At 72.4% G+C, this 16,993-nt stretch carries 14 protein-coding genes; 9 read left to right on the top strand and 5 right to left on the bottom strand.

Going from position 1 to position 16,993, the window contains the following annotated elements; all coding sequences use genetic code 11:
- Window positions 1-131: 131 nt before the first annotated feature.
- Entirely contained in the window at window positions 132-758 is a 627-nt protein-coding gene (pdxH, locus tag K4G22_RS17660; RefSeq protein WP_228084130.1) for a pyridoxamine 5'-phosphate oxidase, read from the bottom strand.
- 336 nt (window positions 759-1,094) lie between these two features.
- On the opposite strand from pdxH, the gene K4G22_RS17655 reads away from it, so the two are divergent.
- Both K4G22_RS17655 and K4G22_RS17650 read left to right on the top strand, forming a co-directional pair.
- The gene (locus tag K4G22_RS17655; protein WP_228081252.1) at window positions 1,095-2,180 is read left to right on the top strand and encodes a citrate synthase 2; all 1,086 of its coding nucleotides are present in this window, start codon (window positions 1,095-1,097) and stop codon (window positions 2,178-2,180) included.
- An 85-nt stretch (window positions 2,181-2,265) separates the two neighbouring features.
- A complete protein-coding gene (locus K4G22_RS17650) occupies window positions 2,266-3,165 on the top strand; it encodes a PhzF family phenazine biosynthesis protein (RefSeq protein ID WP_228081251.1) in 900 nt (299 codons plus the stop codon).
- Between the two features lie 99 nt (window positions 3,166-3,264).
- On the opposite strand, the gene K4G22_RS17645 is transcribed toward K4G22_RS17650, so the two are convergent.
- The 3 genes from K4G22_RS17645 to K4G22_RS17635 form a co-directional block, all read right to left on the bottom strand.
- The gene (locus K4G22_RS17645) at window positions 3,265-4,785 is read right to left on the bottom strand and encodes a sodium:solute symporter family protein (protein WP_228081250.1); all 1,521 of its coding nucleotides are present in this window, start codon (window positions 4,783-4,785) and stop codon (window positions 3,265-3,267) included.
- Window positions 4,786-4,843: 58 nt separating this feature from the next.
- Entirely contained in the window at window positions 4,844-6,103 is a 1,260-nt protein-coding gene (locus K4G22_RS17640; protein ID WP_228081249.1) for an enolase C-terminal domain-like protein, read from the bottom strand.
- A gap of 500 nt (window positions 6,104-6,603) precedes the next feature.
- Complete coding sequence (locus tag K4G22_RS17635) at window positions 6,604-9,444, bottom strand: FAD-binding and (Fe-S)-binding domain-containing protein (RefSeq protein WP_228081248.1); 2,841 nt, start codon at window positions 9,442-9,444, stop codon at window positions 6,604-6,606.
- A 210-nt stretch (window positions 9,445-9,654) separates the two neighbouring features.
- Here K4G22_RS17635 and K4G22_RS17630 point away from each other — a divergent pair, with 210 nt between their 5' ends.
- The 7 genes from K4G22_RS17630 to serC all read left to right on the top strand — a co-directional run bounded on the left by K4G22_RS17630 (window position 9,655) and on the right by serC (window position 16,328).
- Window positions 9,655-11,154 carry an ATP-binding protein gene (locus K4G22_RS17630; RefSeq protein ID WP_425336715.1) on the top strand — a complete coding sequence of 500 codons (1,500 nt, stop codon included), beginning with the start codon at window positions 9,655-9,657 and terminating at the stop codon, window positions 11,152-11,154.
- On the top strand, window positions 11,151-11,621 hold the full coding sequence (locus K4G22_RS17625) for a roadblock/LC7 domain-containing protein (protein WP_228081247.1): 471 nt from the start codon (window positions 11,151-11,153) through the stop codon (window positions 11,619-11,621). Before K4G22_RS17630 ends, K4G22_RS17625 begins: the two co-directional genes overlap by 4 nt.
- Window positions 11,618-11,974 (top strand): DUF742 domain-containing protein, encoded by a 357-nt coding sequence (locus tag K4G22_RS17620; RefSeq protein WP_228081246.1) that lies wholly within the window; start codon window positions 11,618-11,620, stop codon window positions 11,972-11,974. The genes K4G22_RS17625 and K4G22_RS17620 overlap by 4 nt, the downstream gene beginning before the upstream one ends.
- Window positions 11,955-12,566, top strand: coding sequence for a GTP-binding protein (locus K4G22_RS17615; RefSeq protein WP_228081245.1), 612 nt, complete (start codon window positions 11,955-11,957; stop codon window positions 12,564-12,566). The genes K4G22_RS17620 and K4G22_RS17615 overlap by 20 nt, the downstream gene beginning before the upstream one ends.
- Before the next feature lie 98 nt (window positions 12,567-12,664).
- The gene (locus K4G22_RS17610; protein WP_228084128.1) at window positions 12,665-13,858 is read left to right on the top strand and encodes a cytochrome P450; all 1,194 of its coding nucleotides are present in this window, start codon (window positions 12,665-12,667) and stop codon (window positions 13,856-13,858) included.
- Entirely contained in the window at window positions 13,855-15,117 is a 1,263-nt protein-coding gene (locus K4G22_RS17605) for a cytochrome P450 family protein (RefSeq protein ID WP_228081244.1), read from the top strand. Before K4G22_RS17610 ends, K4G22_RS17605 begins: the two co-directional genes overlap by 4 nt.
- Before the next feature lie 92 nt (window positions 15,118-15,209).
- The gene (serC, locus tag K4G22_RS17600) at window positions 15,210-16,328 is read left to right on the top strand and encodes a phosphoserine transaminase (RefSeq protein ID WP_228081243.1); all 1,119 of its coding nucleotides are present in this window, start codon (window positions 15,210-15,212) and stop codon (window positions 16,326-16,328) included.
- Between the two features lie 81 nt (window positions 16,329-16,409).
- Here serC and K4G22_RS17595 read toward each other — a convergent pair whose 3' ends face one another.
- Window positions 16,410-16,988 carry a Uma2 family endonuclease gene (locus K4G22_RS17595; protein ID WP_228081241.1) on the bottom strand — a complete coding sequence of 193 codons (579 nt, stop codon included), beginning with the start codon at window positions 16,986-16,988 and terminating at the stop codon, window positions 16,410-16,412.
- Window positions 16,989-16,993: the final 5 nt, after the last annotated feature.

The raw sequence follows: 16,993 nt of genomic DNA, 5'->3' as shown, positions 1-16,993 counted from the left end.
CGGTAAGTCCGGCCGGCTCCCCGCGGCGCTCAGCGCCCAGGGGACCAAAGGCTCGCGGATCGTTGCTTTTGTGCCCGACGGGCCGAAGGAGTGCGAGCGCCCTCCTTCGGCCCGTCCGCCGTCGTGGCGCCTCAGGGGCAGAGCCGCCCCACGGACCAGCCGCCGTCGGCGGCGCGCTCGTAGCGCAGCCGGTCGTGCAGGCGGTTGGCGCGGCCCTGCCAGAACTCGACGGCCTCGGGACGCACCCGGTATCCGCCCCAGTTGGGTGGGGCCGGCACGTCCTCGCCCTCCGGATAGCGGGCGGCCAGCTCCGCGTACATGCCGTCGAGCGCGGCCCTTGAGGCGACGGGCGCCGACTGCTCGCTGGCCCAGGCGCCCAGCTGGGAGCCGTGCGGCCGGGTGCGGAAGTACGCCGCCGTCTCGTCCCGCCCGGTGCGGGCGACCGGGCCCTGGACGATCACCTGGCGGGCGATCGGGTGCCAGGGGAAGAGCAGGGAGACCTGCGGGTTGCCCTCGATCTCCCGGCCCTTGCGGGAGGCGTAGTTGCTGAAGAAGACGAAGCCCCGCTCGTCGAAGCCCTTGAGCAGGACCGTGCGCTGGCTGGGCCGGCCGGCCTGGTCCACCGTGGCCAGGATCATCGCGTTGGGCTCGTGCAGGCCGCCGTGCACCGTGTCGTCGAACCAGCGTTGGAACTGGGCGATCGGCTCGGCGGCCAACTCCTCCTCGGCGAAGCCGACTTCGCGGTAGTGCGCGCGCATCGAGGCCGGATCCCGCCGCTCGGGCGGCGGGGGCGGTGGGGGCTCCTGCTGGGGCGCGACCTGCCCGAGGGCGGCGGGCGAGGCGCGTCGCCCGCGCTTGGCGCGCCGGGCGGCGGGACGGCGGGGTTGGTCGGCGTTCTCGGCGTGGGACACGCGCCATATCTTGCAACATGGGTCTGACAGAGGCCCACGCCCGGGAGAATCGTTCCCCGAGCCCGCGCCGGAGGGACACGCGTGGTTAAGGTGGCCGCCAGACAGACCACCAGACCGACCGCCGGCCGGAGCGCCGGCAGGACCGCTGGATGAGCCGCCGCACGAGCCGCGAGGAGCCGCCTGATGTCCGCCGACTTCGTACCGGGTCTGGAGGGCGTCGTCGCCTTCGAGACGGAGATCGCCGAACCGGACCGCGACGGGGGGTCGCTGCGCTACCGGGGGGTGGATATCGAGGAGTTGGTGGGCCACGTCTCCTTCGGCAAGGTGTGGGGCCTGCTGGTGGACGGGGCGTTCGAGCCGGGGCTGCCGCCGGCCGAGCCGTTCCCGATCCCGGTGCACTCGGGCGACGTCCGCGTCGATGTGCAGTCCGCGCTGGCGCTGCTCGCGCCGGTCTGGGGGCTGCGTCCGCTGCTGGACATCGACGCGGAGCGGGCCAGGGAGGATCTGGCGCGGGCCGCGGTGATGGCGCTGAGCTTTGTCGCGCAGTCGGCGCGCGGCCTGGGCCTGCCGATGGTGCCGCAGCGGGAGATCGACGGGGCGGAGAGCATCACCGAGCGGTTCCTGCGGCGCTGGCGCGGCGATCCCGACCCCCGGCACGTGGCCGCGCTTGACGCGTACTGGACGTCGGCCGCCGAGCACGGGATGAACGCCTCCACGTTCACCGCCCGGGTGATCGCGTCCACCGGGGCCGATGTGGCGGCGGCGCTCTCCGGCGCGGTGGGCGCGATGTCGGGGCCGCTGCACGGCGGCGCGCCGTCCCGGGTGCTGGGCATGATCGAGGAGATCGAGCGGACCGGGGACGCCGAGGGCTATGTGCGGCGGGCGCTGGACGGCGGCGAGCGGCTGATGGGCTTCGGCCATCGGGTGTACCGCGCCGAGGACCCACGGGCCCGGGTGTTGCGGCGCACCGCGCGGGAGTTGGGCGCGCCCAGGTTCGAGGTGGCCGAGGCGTTGGAGCGGGCGGCGCTGGCCGAGTTGGCCGAGCGGCGCCCGGATCGGGTGCTGGCCACCAATGTGGAGTTCTGGGCGGCGATCGTGCTGGACTTCGCCGAGGTGCCGGCGCACATGTTCACCGCGATGTTCACCTGTGCCAGGACGGCCGGCTGGTCGGCGCACATCCTGGAGCAGAAGCGCACGGGGCGGCTCGTGCGCCCCTCCGCGCGCTATGTCGGCCCGCCGGCGCGTCCGGCGAGCGCCCTGGGCGGTTAGGGCCCCGGGCGGTTGGGGCCCGGTCCTGTCGATCGTGCCGGGAAATGGCCCCGCCCCCGGCGCGGGGGCGATCTACGCTGCCGGGATGAGCCTCTCCTTCCATATCGCGGACGTGTTCACCGACCGCCCCTTCGGGGGGAACCAACTGGCCGTCGTGCCGGGCGCCGAAGGGCTGACGGATGCCCAACTCGCCGACATCGCGCGAGAGTTCAACTTCTCCGAGACGGTCTTCGTGCTGCCGCCCGAGGACCCGGCGCACAGCGCGCGGCTGCGCATCCTGACCCCGGCGGTCGAGCTGCCGTTCGCCGGGCACCCCACGGTGGGGGCAGCCGCCGTGCTGGTGGGGCAGCAGCTGGTCGATCCGGCGGCGACCGGTGGTGTGGTGCTCTTCGAGGAGGGCGTGGGCCTGGTCTCGGTGCGGGTCGACGGGAGCTATGCCGAGCTGACGATGACCGCTCCCCATGTGACCACGGACGACCGTCCGGAGCCGCGCGCGGTCGCGGCGGCGCTCTCGCTGTCGGAGAGCGACGTGCTGGAGTGCTGGTTCGGCTCGGTCGGGGTGCCGTTCTGCTACGCGCGGCTGGCCGACGGCGCGGCGGTGGACCGGGCGGTGTTGAACCAGGCGGCGTGGGCGGCCGGCTTCGGCCCTGAGGTCGGCGGCTTCTCCTCCGATCTCTATGTGTTCGCCGGCGAGTTGACGGACGGGGCGCGGCTGCACGCCCGCTCGTTCATCCCCGGCATGGGGGTGGTGGAGGACCCCGCGACGGGTGCGGCGGCGGCCGGCCTGGTGGCCGGGGTCGCGGCCGGGCACGCGGCCGGCCCCGGCGGCTCGGGCGGCACGTTGTCCCTGACCGTCGACCAGGGCGTGGCGATGGGCCGGCCCAGTGTGATCGAGGCGTCGGCACGGTGGCGGGACGGCGAGCTGGTCGCCACCTCGGTGGGCGGCCACACGGTGCTGGTGGCCTCGGGCACGTTGACCATCTGACAACGGCCGGCGCCGGCCGGGCGCGAACGACCGGGGCCCCCGTCCTGGCAGGTGGACGGGGGCCCCGGGGTGCGGGGTGGATCGCGCGGATCGCGGGCCCTAGGGGGCCGGCACCTGGTCGCGGCCCGGTCGGTCCCCCGTGTCGTCGTCCTCGTCCGGGTCGGTGTCGAGGGAGAGCACCAACGCGTCGCGTTCCGGCGTCGATTCGGGATAGAGGAAGCCGATGCCGATATAGAGGACGAGCGAGGTCACCAGGGGCAGGCCGACGATGGCGGCCTCCGTCGAGCTGTCGATCTGGTAGCGGACGATGTACCAGACCAGCAGGCCCCCCGCCCAGGAGATGATGGCGGCCGTGGGGCCGACCCGGCGGAACCAGGGCAGCAGGCCGAGCATCAGCGGGATGGAGATCGGCCCCATGGTGGCGGCGACCAGCTGCACCACCGTGTCAAGGACGAAGCCCTCGCCTCTGGTGGTGATGGCGATCAGCATGCTGAGGCTGACGAAGAGCACGGTGGTGATCCGGGCGAACGTCAGCTGGGCGGCCTCGGTGAGCCGGCGGACCTTGGGCGCCAGCACGGGCGCGAGGTCCCGGGTGATCACGGCGGTGATCACATTGGAGTCGGAGGCGACCATGGCCATCGTGTGGGAGAAGAAACCGGCCAACATCAGGCCGATCAGGCCGGCCGGCAACAGCTCCTGGGAGAGCGCCACATAGGACTCCTCGCCCGAGGTGAGCCCGGGCACGATCAGCGGCGCGGCGACCATCGGCAGGAAGAGGATCAGCGGCCAGATCAGCCAGAGCACGCTGGAGAGCAGCGCCGAACGCTTGGCCGCCGACCCTGAGGGCGCCGCCATGTAACGCTGCGCCAGGTTCCACATGCCGCCGTTGTACTCGAAGGTCTTGACGAAGAGGAACGCGATCACCAGCCAGGTGGTGACCGAGCCGCTGATCGGGTCGCCGTGTCCGTCCGGCAGGTCGCCCCACATGGTGAACGGGAAGTCGGCGCCGAGCTTGGCCATCACGGCGAAGAGCATCGCGAAGCCGGCGACCGCCTGGATGACGAACTGGCCCATGTCGGTGAGGACATCGGCCCAGAGCCCGCCGACCGTCATATAGGCCATGGTGGCGATGCCGGTGAAGATGATGCCGACTTCGAGCGGGATGTCGGCGAAGCCCTTCAGCAGGATGGAGATCGCGACCCACTTGGCGGCGATGTCCACGACCTTGAGCGCGGCGCCGCTGTAGGCGAGGACCTGCTGGGTGGGCAGGTTGTAGCGCCGGGTCAGGTACTCCAGGGGCGACTTGACGTCGTGTTTGGAGCGCAGCCGGTTCCAGCGGGCGGCGAAGAGGAAGGCGCCGACGCCCACGCCGAGGCCGATGGTCAGGGGCCACCAGAAGTAGACGGTGATGCCGTCGTTGTAGGCGACGGCGGCGAAGGCGACGAACATCACCGCGCTGTAGCCGGACATGTGGTGCGAGATGCCGGAGAGCCACCAGGGTATGCGCCCGCTGGCGGTGAAGAAGTCGGCGACGTTGTGGATGCGTTTCTTGGACCACCAGCCGATGGCCACCACGACGAAGAAGTAGGCGGCGACCACGATCCAGTCGAGTGGGGACATCGCGGCTCCTAAGGGGGGGGAGGTGGGGAACGGGGGCGGTGCCAGGGCCGCTCGCGACTCACCAGTGACCGCGTCTGGGTTGGAACGCGGGGTCGGTGCGCCGCATGTAGGCGGTGTCGTCGCGGCGTTCGACGCCGCACTTCAGATAGTTCTCGTGCAGCACGGCCAGCGCGTCGCGGTCGAGTTCGACGCCGAGCCCGGGCCCCTCGGGGAGCGGGACCGCGCCGTCGACGAAACGCAACGCGCCGGGAGCGACCACGTCCTGTCCCTGCTGCCAGGGGGTGTGGGTGTCACAGGCGTGGTTGATGTTGGGGGTGGCGGCGGCGAGTTGGGTCATCGCGGCCAGGCTGATCCCCAGATGGGTGTTGGAGTGCATGGAGAGCTCCAGGCCGAACGTGCCGCAGAGCGCGGCGACCTGGGTGGAGCGCAGCAGCCCGCCCCAGTAGTGGTGGTCGGTGAGCAGCACGCCGATGGCGCGCCTGGCGATGGCCGGCGGCAGATGGTCGTGGGTGACCACGCACATGTTGGTGGCCAGCGGCATCGGGACCTCGGGGGCGACCTGGGCCATCCCCTCGATCTCGGGGGCCGGGTCCTCCAGGTACTCAAGGACGCCGGCGAGCGCGCGGCCGACCCGGATCGAGGTGGCCGGCGTCCAGGCCGCGTTGGGGTCGATGCGCAGCGGGAGATCGGGGAACGCGTCACGGAGCGCGAGGACCGCGTCGATCTCCTGGTCGGGCGGCAGCACGCCGCCCTTGAGCTTGATCGAGCCGAAGCCGTACTCCTCGACGAACAGCCTGGCCTGGGCGACGATGCCGGCGGGGTCGAGCGCGGGGCCGAAGCGGTCCTCGGGGGCGCCTGGATGTCCCGCCCACTTGTAGAAGAGGTAGGCGCTGTAGGGGACGGCGTCCCGCACGGGCCCGCCGAGCAGGTCGGCGACGCGCAGCCCGGCGGCCTTGCCCCTGATGTCGAGACAGGCGACCTCGAACGGGGAGAAGACCGCGTCCACGGTCTTCTGGTTGCTGCCGGCCCCGGTGAGTCCGTGCTGGTCGACGAAGACGTCCGTGCCGATGCTGGCGGCGACTCGGGCGTAGAGCGCGTGGTGGGCGTGCACCTCAAGACCGATCAGCCCGGGCACGGCGGCCCGCAGCCGGTCGAGGTGCGAGGTGTCGCCGTAGGTCTCCCCCAACCCCGACACGCCCTCGTCGGTGACGACCTCGACGACGGTCCGCAGCGCCCAGGGCTCGTGCACCCCGCTGGCGTTGAGCAGCGGCGGGTCCCGGAACGCGATGGGGGTCAGGTGGATCTCACGTATGCGCATAGCCAGCCATTCACATATTTGAATCTTGGCCATTCTCATGAACAGACCCGGCAACTGTAGAAGTGCGTCTCAGGAGCGTCAAGGGTCTGAACAGCGGGAGCCAACGCCCCTGATTCGGCCGCCTGAACGAGGGGCGGCGGCGGTAACTCCGGGGCCGGGAACCGGCCAGCGGACGGCACGGCGCATGGCTCGCGGGCCTGCGGCCATGGCCTTTCCCTACCGGCGATGTTTACGCACGGCTTCTTGACGGGTAAACGAACTCGCCGCCCACGGAAATAACGTGGCGGAAAAGCATCGTTGTCGACGGCCGGCGCCAACCGCCCCGGCCGCACAGTCCCGCCGGCCCGGCGGCGGAACGGCATTTCCCACGATGGACGAACGCCTCTTCGGACACCGGTCCGGAATTCCCCCGCCCGCCGCTGTCCGGCTTCCGCGAGAGAATCCGGGGCCCCCATCGGCGTCCGCCGGATGGGATGCCGTCGCGTGGACGCCTCTCGGCGCTAATCGGTGCCGGTCGGAGCGGGCCCCTCGATGCCGTCGGCGAGCGTTTCGGCCAGGTGGCGGGCGCGGCGGCCCGTCAGCTGCTCCAGCTGGAGCCGGCAGGAGTAGCCGTCGGCCAACAGCGCGGCGTCGTCGGGGGCTTGGCGCACCGCGGGCAGCAGCTGGTCCTCGGCGCAGGCGACGGAGACCTCGTAGTGCCCCTTCTCGAAGCCGAAGTTGCCGGCGAGTCCGCAACAGCCGCCGGAGAGCGCGCCGTCGAGGCCGGCCCTGGCCCGCAGCCGGCGGTCAGCGACGTCGCCGAGGACCGCGTGTTGGTGGCAGTGCGTCTGGCCGGCGACCGGGCGGCCGATGTTCGGCGGCGTCCAGTCGGGGGCGAGATCGGCCAGTGTCTCGGCGAACGTCCGCACCTGCCCGGCGAGTTGGGCTGCACGTGGATCGTCGGGCAGCAGCTCGGGCAGATCCGTGCGGAGCGCGGCGGCACACGGCGGCTCCAGCACGGTGACCGTGCGCCCGGCGGCCAGCGGCTCGGCCAGCCGGTCAAGGGTGCGGCGGCCGGTGGCGCGGGCGCGGTCCAGCTGCCCGGTGGAGATCTCCGTCAGCCCGCAGCACACCGCGCCCTCGGGCACGCCGACCCGGAGCCCCGCGTCGTCGAAGACCCGGACGGCGGCACGGCCGGCCTCGGGCGCCAGGTAGTTGGTGAAGCTGTCCGGGAAGAGCAGCAGATCGTCACCGCCGGCGCGGCCCTGCCGGGCCCACCAGCGGGTGAACGACTCACGGGCCAGCGGCGGGATGGCGCGCTCGGGCGCGATGCCGCCGAGCCGCTTGGCGATCGCGGCCAGCGGCGGCACCCGCGCCGCCAGGTTGGCGGGCCCGGCCAGCCGCAGCGCCGACGTCAGCCGGAGCCAGGTCGGCAGCCGGCCCATCGCGTAGTGCCCGGCGGGACGCAGCCGGCCGGCATAGTGCTGGTGCAGGAACTCGGCCTTGTAGGTGGCCATGTCGACGCCCACCGGGCAGTCGCTGCGGCAGCCCTTGCAGGAGAGGCAGAGATCGAGCGCGTCCCGCACCTCCGTGGAGCGCCAGCCGTCGGTGACCACGTCGCCCAGCAGCATCTCGTGCAGCAGCCTGGCGCGCCCCCTGGTGGAGTGGGTCTCCTCGCCGGTGGCCCGGAACGAGGGGCACATCACCCCGGCGCCCGCCTCGGTGTTGCGGCACTTGGCCACGCCGACGCAGCGCCGCACGGCGGCCGAGAAGTCCCCGTCGTCATGCGGATAGGAGAACGCGACCGGGGGCCTGGTGGGCAGCCCGGTGAACCGCAGCTGTTCGTCCAGCCTGGCCGGCCGGGCCAGCACCCCGGGGTTGAGCCCGTCGTCCGGATCCCAGGCCGTCTTGAACCGGTCGAAGAGCCCGGTGAGCCGCTCCCCGTACATCCGGGGCAGCAGCTCGGAGCGGGCGAGCCCGTCGCCGTGCTCGCCGGAGAGCGAACCGCCGTGCGCCACCACCAGATCGGCCAGGTCCTGGCTGAACTCCCGGAAGCGCGCGACGCCTTCGCGGCTGAGCAGGTCGAAGTCGATCCGCACATGGATGCAGCCGTCGCCGAAGTGCCCGTAGGGCAGGCCGCGCAACCCGTGGTCGCGCAGCAGGCCGCGGAACTCCCGCAGATAGCCGCCGAGTCGGGCCGGCGGCACCGCGCAGTCCTCCCAGCCCGGCCATGCCTCGCCGCCGTCCGGCAGCCGGGTGGCCGTACCGGAGGCGTCCTCCCTGATCCGCCACAGCGCGCGGCGCGCCGCCGGATCGGTGATCACCGTGTGCCCCGTGGTGGAGCCGGCGAAGGCCCGGCAGAGCGCCGCGGCCGAAGCCGTGGCCTCGGCCTGGTCGGCGCCGCCGATCTCGACGAAGAGCCAGGCGCCGCCGGGCGGCAGCGCCCGCGCCGCCTCCCGGCCCACCAGGTCGACGGCCATCCCCTCGACGGTCAGCGGGCCGTGCGCCAACAGCCCGGAAGCCGCGTCGGCCGCGTCGCCCTCCTCGGGATAGCCCAGCACGGCGAGCGCCCGGGCGGCGGGCTCGGCGACCAGCGCGACCGTGGCCTCGGTGATCACGCCGAGGGTGCCCTCGCTGCCGGTGAAGGCGCGGGCCCAGTCCCGGCCGCGCTCGGGGAGCAGCTCGTCCAGCGCGTAGCCGGAGATGCGGCGCGGCAGATCGGGGAACCCGGTGCGCAGCGTGGCCAGTTCGCCCGTGAGCAGCTCGTCGACGCGCTCCCGCAGCCCCGCCGGCACGCCGGTGGGGCCCCGGCCGAGGCGCGCCGACTCGCCCCGGTAGGTGAGCACTTCAAGATCCCGCACGTTGTCGGCCGTGGTGCCCCAGGCGACGGAGTGCGCGCCGCACGAGTTGTTGCCGATCATCCCGCCCAGCGTGCAGCGGCTGTGGGTGGACGGGTCGGGGCCGAACGTCAGCCCGTGCCGGCCGGCGGCGGCGCGCAGCGTGTCGCAGACGACGCCCGGCTGGACCACGGCGGTGCGGGCCTCGGGGTCGAGGGAGACGACCTCGTTCATATGGCGGGTGAAGTCCAGCACCACGCCGGTGCCGGTGGCCTGACCCGCGATGCTGGTGCCGCCGCCGCGCGCCACCACGGGCGTGCCGTGGGCCCGGCAGACCTCCAGGGCCGCGGCCACGTCCGCCGCGTCCCTCGGCGCGACCACGCCGACCGGAATCCTGCGGTAGTTGGAGGCGTCCATGGTCGCCAGCGCGCGGCTGGCCGCCTCGAATTCCACCTCGCCGCGCATCCGGGCGCGCAGCGCCGCGGCCAACTCCGTCACACCGCCGACGTCCTGTTCATCCGCCATCCCGCGCCTTAGCCGTTCCATAACTCCCAGCCTGCACCCTTTTCCCGCGCGGCGGGGCGTCCGAACACACAGAAAGCACACGCGATTCCGGAGAACCGCCAGAGAACCCCCGAAAGAACTCCGGCCGGCAGGACATCACCACGGTCCTCAACTCACCCTATAGTGTTGGCGAATTAACGCCCCTGACATCCCCCCCGAGGTCGCCGATTCATGACAGCGCACACCCTTCAGGCGCGCCCCAGGGCAGAGCGTCACCCCATGCGCCAGGCGCTGCTCGCCCTGTTGATCTCTCTCGCCGCCACCGGTGTGGCCTGGTTGGTCGCGGTCTACACCGCGCCCGACTCCGCGCGGCTGCCCCTCGCCTGGGGTGCCGGCATCGGCGGCCTGGCGCTGTGCGCCGCGGTGGCGCTCGCCGTACACGGGCGCGCCGAGACGCGGCGCCTGTCCACAACCCTGACCGAACGCGAGCGGCGCGCCGAACTCTTCGCGGACGCGATCGTGCCCGCGCTGGTCGAGCGGCTGCGTGCGGGCGCCTCGGCCGACACCGCGCTCGCCGCCACCGAACAGCCCGGGGACGAGCCCGAGGCGCGGGTGTTGCGGCTGCTGGCCGCGGAGGTCGGGCGCGGCGAGGCCGGCAAGGCCGCCGCCCTGGCCGCCTGCGCCAACGCGGCCGGCCGGATGCAGGCGCTGGCCATCAGCATGCTGGCCGATCTGCGCGAGATGGAGCACCGGCACTCGGACGAGGACGTGCTGGGCGACCTGCTGCTGCTCGACCACCGCACCGCCCAGGCCGGCCGCCTCGCGGACAGCCTCGCCGTGCTCACCGGCGCGCGCTCCGGGCGCCGCTGGGCCAAGCCGATCGTGATGGAGAGCATCCTGCGCGGCGCCATGGGCCGGATCGGCGCCTACCAGCGGGTGCGTCCGCACTCCACGGTGAACGCGGCCGTCGCCGGCCACGCCGCCGAGGGCGTGATGCACGCGCTGGCCGAACTGCTGGACAACGCCGCCAACTTCTCGCCGCCCACCGCCGAGGTGCACGTCTATGTCGAGGAGGTGCAGACGGGTGTGGTGATCACCGTGGAGGACAGCGGTCTGGTGATGAGCGATATCGCGCTGCGCCGCGCCGAGCGCGCCGTCTCGGGTGAGCGCCTCGACCCGACGGCCCTCTCCGGCACCCGCCTCGGCCTCGCCGTGGTCGGCCGGCTGGCCCGCAAGCACGGGCTGACGGTCTCCTTCCGGCCGTCGGCGCGTGGCGGCACCGGCGTGCTGCTGATGATCCCCCAGGAGCTGATCACCCGTCCCAGGGAGGCCGACCAGCTCCCCGTCGCCGCTGCCCCGCAGCCGTCGGCCGCGCCGGTCGCGCCGGCCGCGCCCGCCCTTCCCGACCCGTTCGACGGGCCGGTCGCCACGAGGGAGCACGCGCCGGCCGACGCGTCGAGCACGGACGAGCTGCCCCGGTTCGGCGACAGCGGCCTGCCGAAGCGGCGCCGTGGCCGGACGCTGGCCAACGCCAACCGCCAGGAGCTCATGCGGCAGCGGGCGCCCCAGGAGACGACCGCGGCGAACGGCCACTCGCCGGCCGAGTCCGCCGCCAGGTTCGGCGCCTTCCGCCAGGCCCTGCGGGGACGGGAGCAGACACCGCAACCGAAGGGCGAGGGGACCGACACCTCCCGCAACGCGACGTCCCACCCAGAGGAAGAAGCACCATGACCACATCATCCGCCGGGGCGAACGAGCAGCTGAACTGGCTGCTGGAGAGGCTGCTGGAGCGCACCCCCGGAGCCCGTCACGCGCTGGTGCTCTCGCGGGACGGCCTCAAGCTGTGCCGCACCCCCGAGCTGTCCGAGGACCAGGGCGACCAGCTGGCCGCGATCGCCGCCGGCATCCAGAGCCTGTCGCACGGCGCCTCCATAGAGTTCGGTGACGGCACCGGCGGCGTGCGCCAGTCCATGACCGAGTTCTACGGCGGCATCCTGTTCATCGTGGAGGCCGGCGAGGGCGCCCATCTCGCGATCGTGGCCGATCAGCAGGCGGACGTCGGGCTGATCGGGCACAACATGAACGAGCTGGTCGAGCAGTTGGGCGAGCATCTGAGCGCGGCGCCGCGCTCAGCCGACGCGGCCACCGCCTCGGACGCGGATCCGGGCCGGTCCGACAAAGACGAAGGCCCCGCGTGACGCGGCCCGGCCGGGATGACGACCCGGACCGCCTCTATACCGTGACCAGGGGCCGCAGCCGGGCGGCGTCCACCGCGTTCGACCTGGTCACGCTGGTGGTGAGCGAATCGGAGCCGACGGCTGGGATGCAGTCGGAGCACGTCAGGATCCTGCGGATCTGCCAGTTCCCCACGGCGGTGGTCGAGATCGCCGCCGAGCTGCGGATGCCGATCACGGTGGTGCGGATCCTGTTGAGCGATCTGCTCGACATGGGCCGGATCACCGCGCGCCACCCCAGGACCGCCCACACGGCGGACCACCTTCCCGACTCACATCTCCTTGAGCAGGTGCTCGTTGGACTCCGCAACCTCTGACCGCCTGGCCATACGCACCCCACTCGGCCGGGCAGCCGACAACGGTCTGAAGATCGTGATCGTCGGCGGCTTCGGCGTGGGCAAGACCACCATGGTGCGTTCCGTCAGCGACATCCGCCCGTTGAACACCGAGGAGGTGATGACGCGGGCCGGGGAGCAGGTGGACGACATCTCCGCCATCCAGGGCAAGACGTCCACCACCGTGGCGTTCGACTTCGGGCGGATCACGCTCGACGAGCGCACCGTGCTCTATCTCTTCGGTGCCCCGGGCCAGGAACGCTTCTGGTTCCTGTGGGACCGGCTCTTCACCGGCACCCTGGGCGCCGTGGTGCTGGTGGACACCAGACGGCTGGCCGACTCCTGGTACGCGATCGACCGCCTCGAACACCACGGCACCCCGTTCATCGTGGCCCGCAACGACTTCGGCGGGGCCGAGCACAGCGCGGAGCAGGTGCGGGACGCGCTGGACCTCTCCGACTCCATCCCGCTGATCGACTGCGACGCCCGTTCCCGGCCGTCGAGCAAGAACGTGCTGATCACCCTCGTCGAGCATCTGCACTCGCTGTCCACCGCCCAGGAGGCCACTCCGTGACGACTCCCGCCTCCCCGTCCGCCCCCGGCACGCGCCCCCCGCTGGACCCGGAGGCGGTGCCGCTGAGCGTCGACGGGTTCCACTCGGACCCGCACCGCATGTACCGGGAGCTGCGGCAGCGGCACGGCACGGTGGTGCCCGTGGTGCTGGTGGGGGACGTGCCGGCCTGGCTGGTCGTCGGCTACCGCGAGCTGCACCAACTCCTCAGCGATCCGGTGCTGTTCAGCCGCGACTCGGATCTGTGGAGCCAGTGGCCCCATATCGCGGACGACTGGCCGATGCTGCCGATGATCGGCCGGAAGCAGCCGTCGATCCTCTACACCGTGGGCGAGGCGCACACCCGGCGCGGCGCGATGGTCAGCGACGCCCTGGAGGCCGTCGACCAGATCGAGCTGCACGGGATCGTCGAGCACTACGCCGACCAGCTGATCGACGGCTTCTGCGGTCTTGGCGAGGCCGAGCTGATCGGCCACTTCGCCAGCTCGCTGCCGATCCTGGTGCTGGCGCGGCTCTTCGGCTTCCCCGACGCGGAGTGTCCGGCGCTGGCCAAGGGGCTCCACGACATGATCGACGGTGGCGCGGACGCGATCGCCGGGCAACAACATCTGCTCGGTTCCATGCGGAGGTTGGTCGCGGCGCGGCGCGTCCAGCCGGCCGCCGACGTGGCCACCCGGATGCTCGCCGGGGCCAGGGGCTTCTCCGACGAGGAGCTGGTGCAGGACCTGATGGTGATGTCGGCCGCCGGCCACCAGCCCACCGCCGACTGGATCGGCAACACCCTGCGGCTGATGCTGACCGACGACCGGTTCGCCGCCTCGTTCTTCGGCGGCCGGAACAGCGTCGGCGACGCGATGAAGCAGGTCCTCTGGGAGGACGCGCCCAGCCAGATCATCGCGGGGCGTTGGGCCAGCAGGGACACCCGGCTCGGCGACCGCCACATCCTGGCGGGTGACCTGCTGCTGCTGGGCATCCAGGGCGCCAACGACGACCCCCAGGTGCGGGTCGGCCCGCCCACCGGCGGCCCGGGGCTGCCCGGGGCCCCGGGAAGCCCCGGGAGCAACAACGCTTTCTTCTCCTTCAGCCACGGCGAACACCGTTGCCCGTTTCCCGCGATGGAAATCGCGGAAGTCATCGCCAGGACCGGAATCGAGGTGATCCTCGACCGGCTGCCCGACCTTGACCTGTCCATACCCCCGGAAGCGCTCCAGCGACGGCCGTCACCCTGGCTGCGCGGCATGACCACGCTCCCGGTGCGCTTCACGCCGACCACCACCCATGGAGGCCACAGATGAGCTGCCCCGTCCACCACTCCGCCGGATCCGGAGCCACCGAGACCATCGTCCTCGACCCCCTGGTCGGCGACCTGGCGGGGGAGGGGCGGGCGCTGCTGGCCGCCGGCCCCATCGCCAGGGTGGAACTCCCGGGCGGCGTGCCCGCGTTGGCGGTCACCCACCACGCGGAGGCCCGGCGGCTGCTCAACGATCCACGGCTGGTGAAGGACGTCCGCGCCTGGGGCGCCTGGCAGCGCGGCGAGATTTCCCAGGACTGGCCGCTGATAGGTCTCGCCGCGCCGCCCCGTTCCATGCTCACCGTCGACGGCGCCGAGCACCGCCGGCTGCGCGCCAAGACCGCGCAGGCGCTCACCCCGCGCCGGGTGCAGCTGCTGCGCCCCGGCATAGAGCGGATCACGGCGAAGCTGCTCGACGGGCTGTCGGCCCAGCCGGCGGGGCGTCCCGTCGATCTCAAGGCGCTCTTCGCCTATCCGCTGCCGATGGCCGTGGTCAGCGAGCTGATGGGCATCGACCCGGCCGACCAGCCGAAGCTCCGCGAGCTGTACGACGAGTTCTTCAACACCCAGACGCCGCCCGCCCGGGTGCCGGCGATGCTGGAGGAGCTGCACGACATCTTCGCCCGGACGGTCGCGGGGAAGCGCGCGCGCCCCGGCGACGACCTCACCAGCGCGCTGATCGGCGCCGACGAGGGCGGCGAGCCGCTCACCGACGACGAGGTGACCAACACCCTCCAGCTGATGGTCACCGCCGGCCACGAGACCACCATCGCGCTGATCAACAACGCGGTGCGCGGGCTGCTGGCCAACCCCGACCAGAAGGCCCGGGTGCGCGGCGGCGAGATCCCCTGGGAGACCGTGGTCGAGGAGACGCTGCGCTGGTCGTCGCCCACCTCCCACGTGCTGATACGTTTCGCCACCGAGGACATCCCGGTCGGCGACCAGGTGATCCCCAAGGGTGAGGGGTTGATCACCTCCTATGTCGCCATAGGCTGGGACGAGGCCCAACACGGCCCGGACGCCGAGCGGTTCGACATCACCAGGCCGACCCCGATACGGCACATGTCCTTCGGCCACGGCCCGCATGTCTGCCCGGGCGCGCCGCTCTCCCGCCTTGAGGGCGCCGTCGCGCTGCCCGCGCTCTTCGAGCGCTTCCCCGACCTGACGTTGGCCGTCCCCGACGGCGAGCTGCGGCACCGCCCCAACGTCACTCAGAACGACCTCTACGAACTCCCCGTCCTGCTGCACGGTCCCACGGCCTGAACGCCCTGACCCCCTGGCCACGGACCGGAGCGACACGTCTCACCTCCCGGACGAGGTGCGCGCGTGGGCACCGAGGGACTACGCTCCGGCTCGTGGCCGATATCGAGATTCCCACTGACATCAAGCCCGCCGACGGCCGGTTCGGGTCGGGCCCCTCCAAGGTGCGCGTCGAGGCGCTGGACGCCCTGGCCGCGACCGGCGTCTCCGTGCTGGGCACCTCCCACCGGAAGGCCCCGGTGAAGAGTCTGGTGGGCCGCGTCCGCGCGGGCGTGGCGTCCCTGTTCTCCCTCCCCGACGGCTACGAGGTGGTGCTCGGCAACGGCGGCTCCACCGCCTTCTGGGACATCGCCACGCACGGGCTGATCGAGGCGAAGTCCCAGCATCTGACGTTCGGTGAGTTCTCCTCCAAGTTCGCCAAGGCCGCCAGCAGGGCGCCGTGGCTGGACGAGCCCACCGTCATCAGCGCCAACCCGGGCAGCCACCCGCAGGCGCGCGCCCAGCGCGGCGTCGACGCCTACGCCCTCACCCACAACGAGACGTCCACGGGCGTCGCCGCCCCGGTCCGCCGGGTCGCCGGCGCCGACGAGGGCTCGCTGGTGCTGGTGGACGCCACCTCCGGCGCGGGCGGGCTCCCGGTGGACATCGCCGAGACCGACGTCTACTACTTCGCCCCGCAGAAGTCGTTCGCGGCGGACGGCGGCCTGTGGGTCGCGGTGTTCTCGCCGACCGCGCTGGAGCGCGTCGAGCGGATCGCCGCCTCGGGCCGGCACATCCCGGAGTTCTTCTCGCTGCCGACGGCGATCGACAACTCCCGCAAGGACCAGACCTACAACACCCCCGCGGTGGCCACGCTCTTCCTGCTGGCCGACCAGCTGGAGTGGATCAACGGCCAGGGCGGTCTGGACTGGGCCGTGAAGCGCACCGCCGACTCCTCGGGCCGCCTCTACTCCTGGGCCGAGAGGTCCGAGGTGGCCTCGCCCTATGTCGCGGACCCCGAGCAGCGCTCAGCGGTGGTCGGCACCATCGACTTCGCCGACTCGGTGGACGCGGCGAAGGTCGCCTCCGTGCTGCGCGCCAACGGCATCGTGGACACCGAGCCCTACCGCAAGCTGGGCCGCAACCAGCTCCGCGTCGCGATGTACCCGGCCGTCACCCCGGACGACGTCGAGGCCCTGACCCATTGCGTCGACTATGTGATCGAACGCCTCTGACCCTCCCAGACGCGCCAAGCGCCGGTGCCCGCCCCCTGTCCGTCGGACGAGGGGCGGGCACCGGCGTCTGTCGTGTGCGGCTCAGCGCACGTAACGCTTGAGGATCTCGGTGTCCAGGGCGAACCCCACGGGCTCGGGCATCGTGGCCACCTCGCCGAAGCTCACGGTGTGGATCTCCCGATACCGCCCCCGCTCCGGCGCGGCGTGGACGGTGACCGTGGAGTCGTCCCGATCGATCAGCAGATAGACCGGAATGCCGACCGCCGCATACGCCCCGGGCTTCTCCACCCGGTCCCGCCGGTCGGTGTCCGCGTCGTACGAGGTGATCTCCACCGTCATCAGCACCCCCTCGGGGTCGGCCCACTCCCCCTGCCCGGCGAAGTGCGCCACCGGCGCCAGCACGCCGTCCGGCCGCGCCCGCCCCTTGCGGTATGCCTCGACCACCAGCCCTCGTTCCGGGTGCAGATCCCACTCGGGGCGCGCCTGGATGCACTGCCTGATCAGCCACATGATGATGGCTCCGCGATCGCCGTCAGGCATCCTCTTCACCTCGATACGCCCGTCGATGAACTCCAGCGAGACGGTCTCCGGCGCCGCCGAGGCGAGCTCCTCGAAGTCCTCGACCGGCAGCTGAGATCCGCACATGGTCCCGGGGGTCATGGCCA

Source organism: Streptomyces profundus (assembly GCF_020740535.1).
In the GTDB taxonomy this organism is placed as follows: Bacteria; Actinomycetota; Actinomycetes; order Streptomycetales; family Streptomycetaceae; genus Streptomyces; species Streptomyces profundus.
This window is presented reverse-complemented; position numbering and strand designations above follow the sequence as displayed.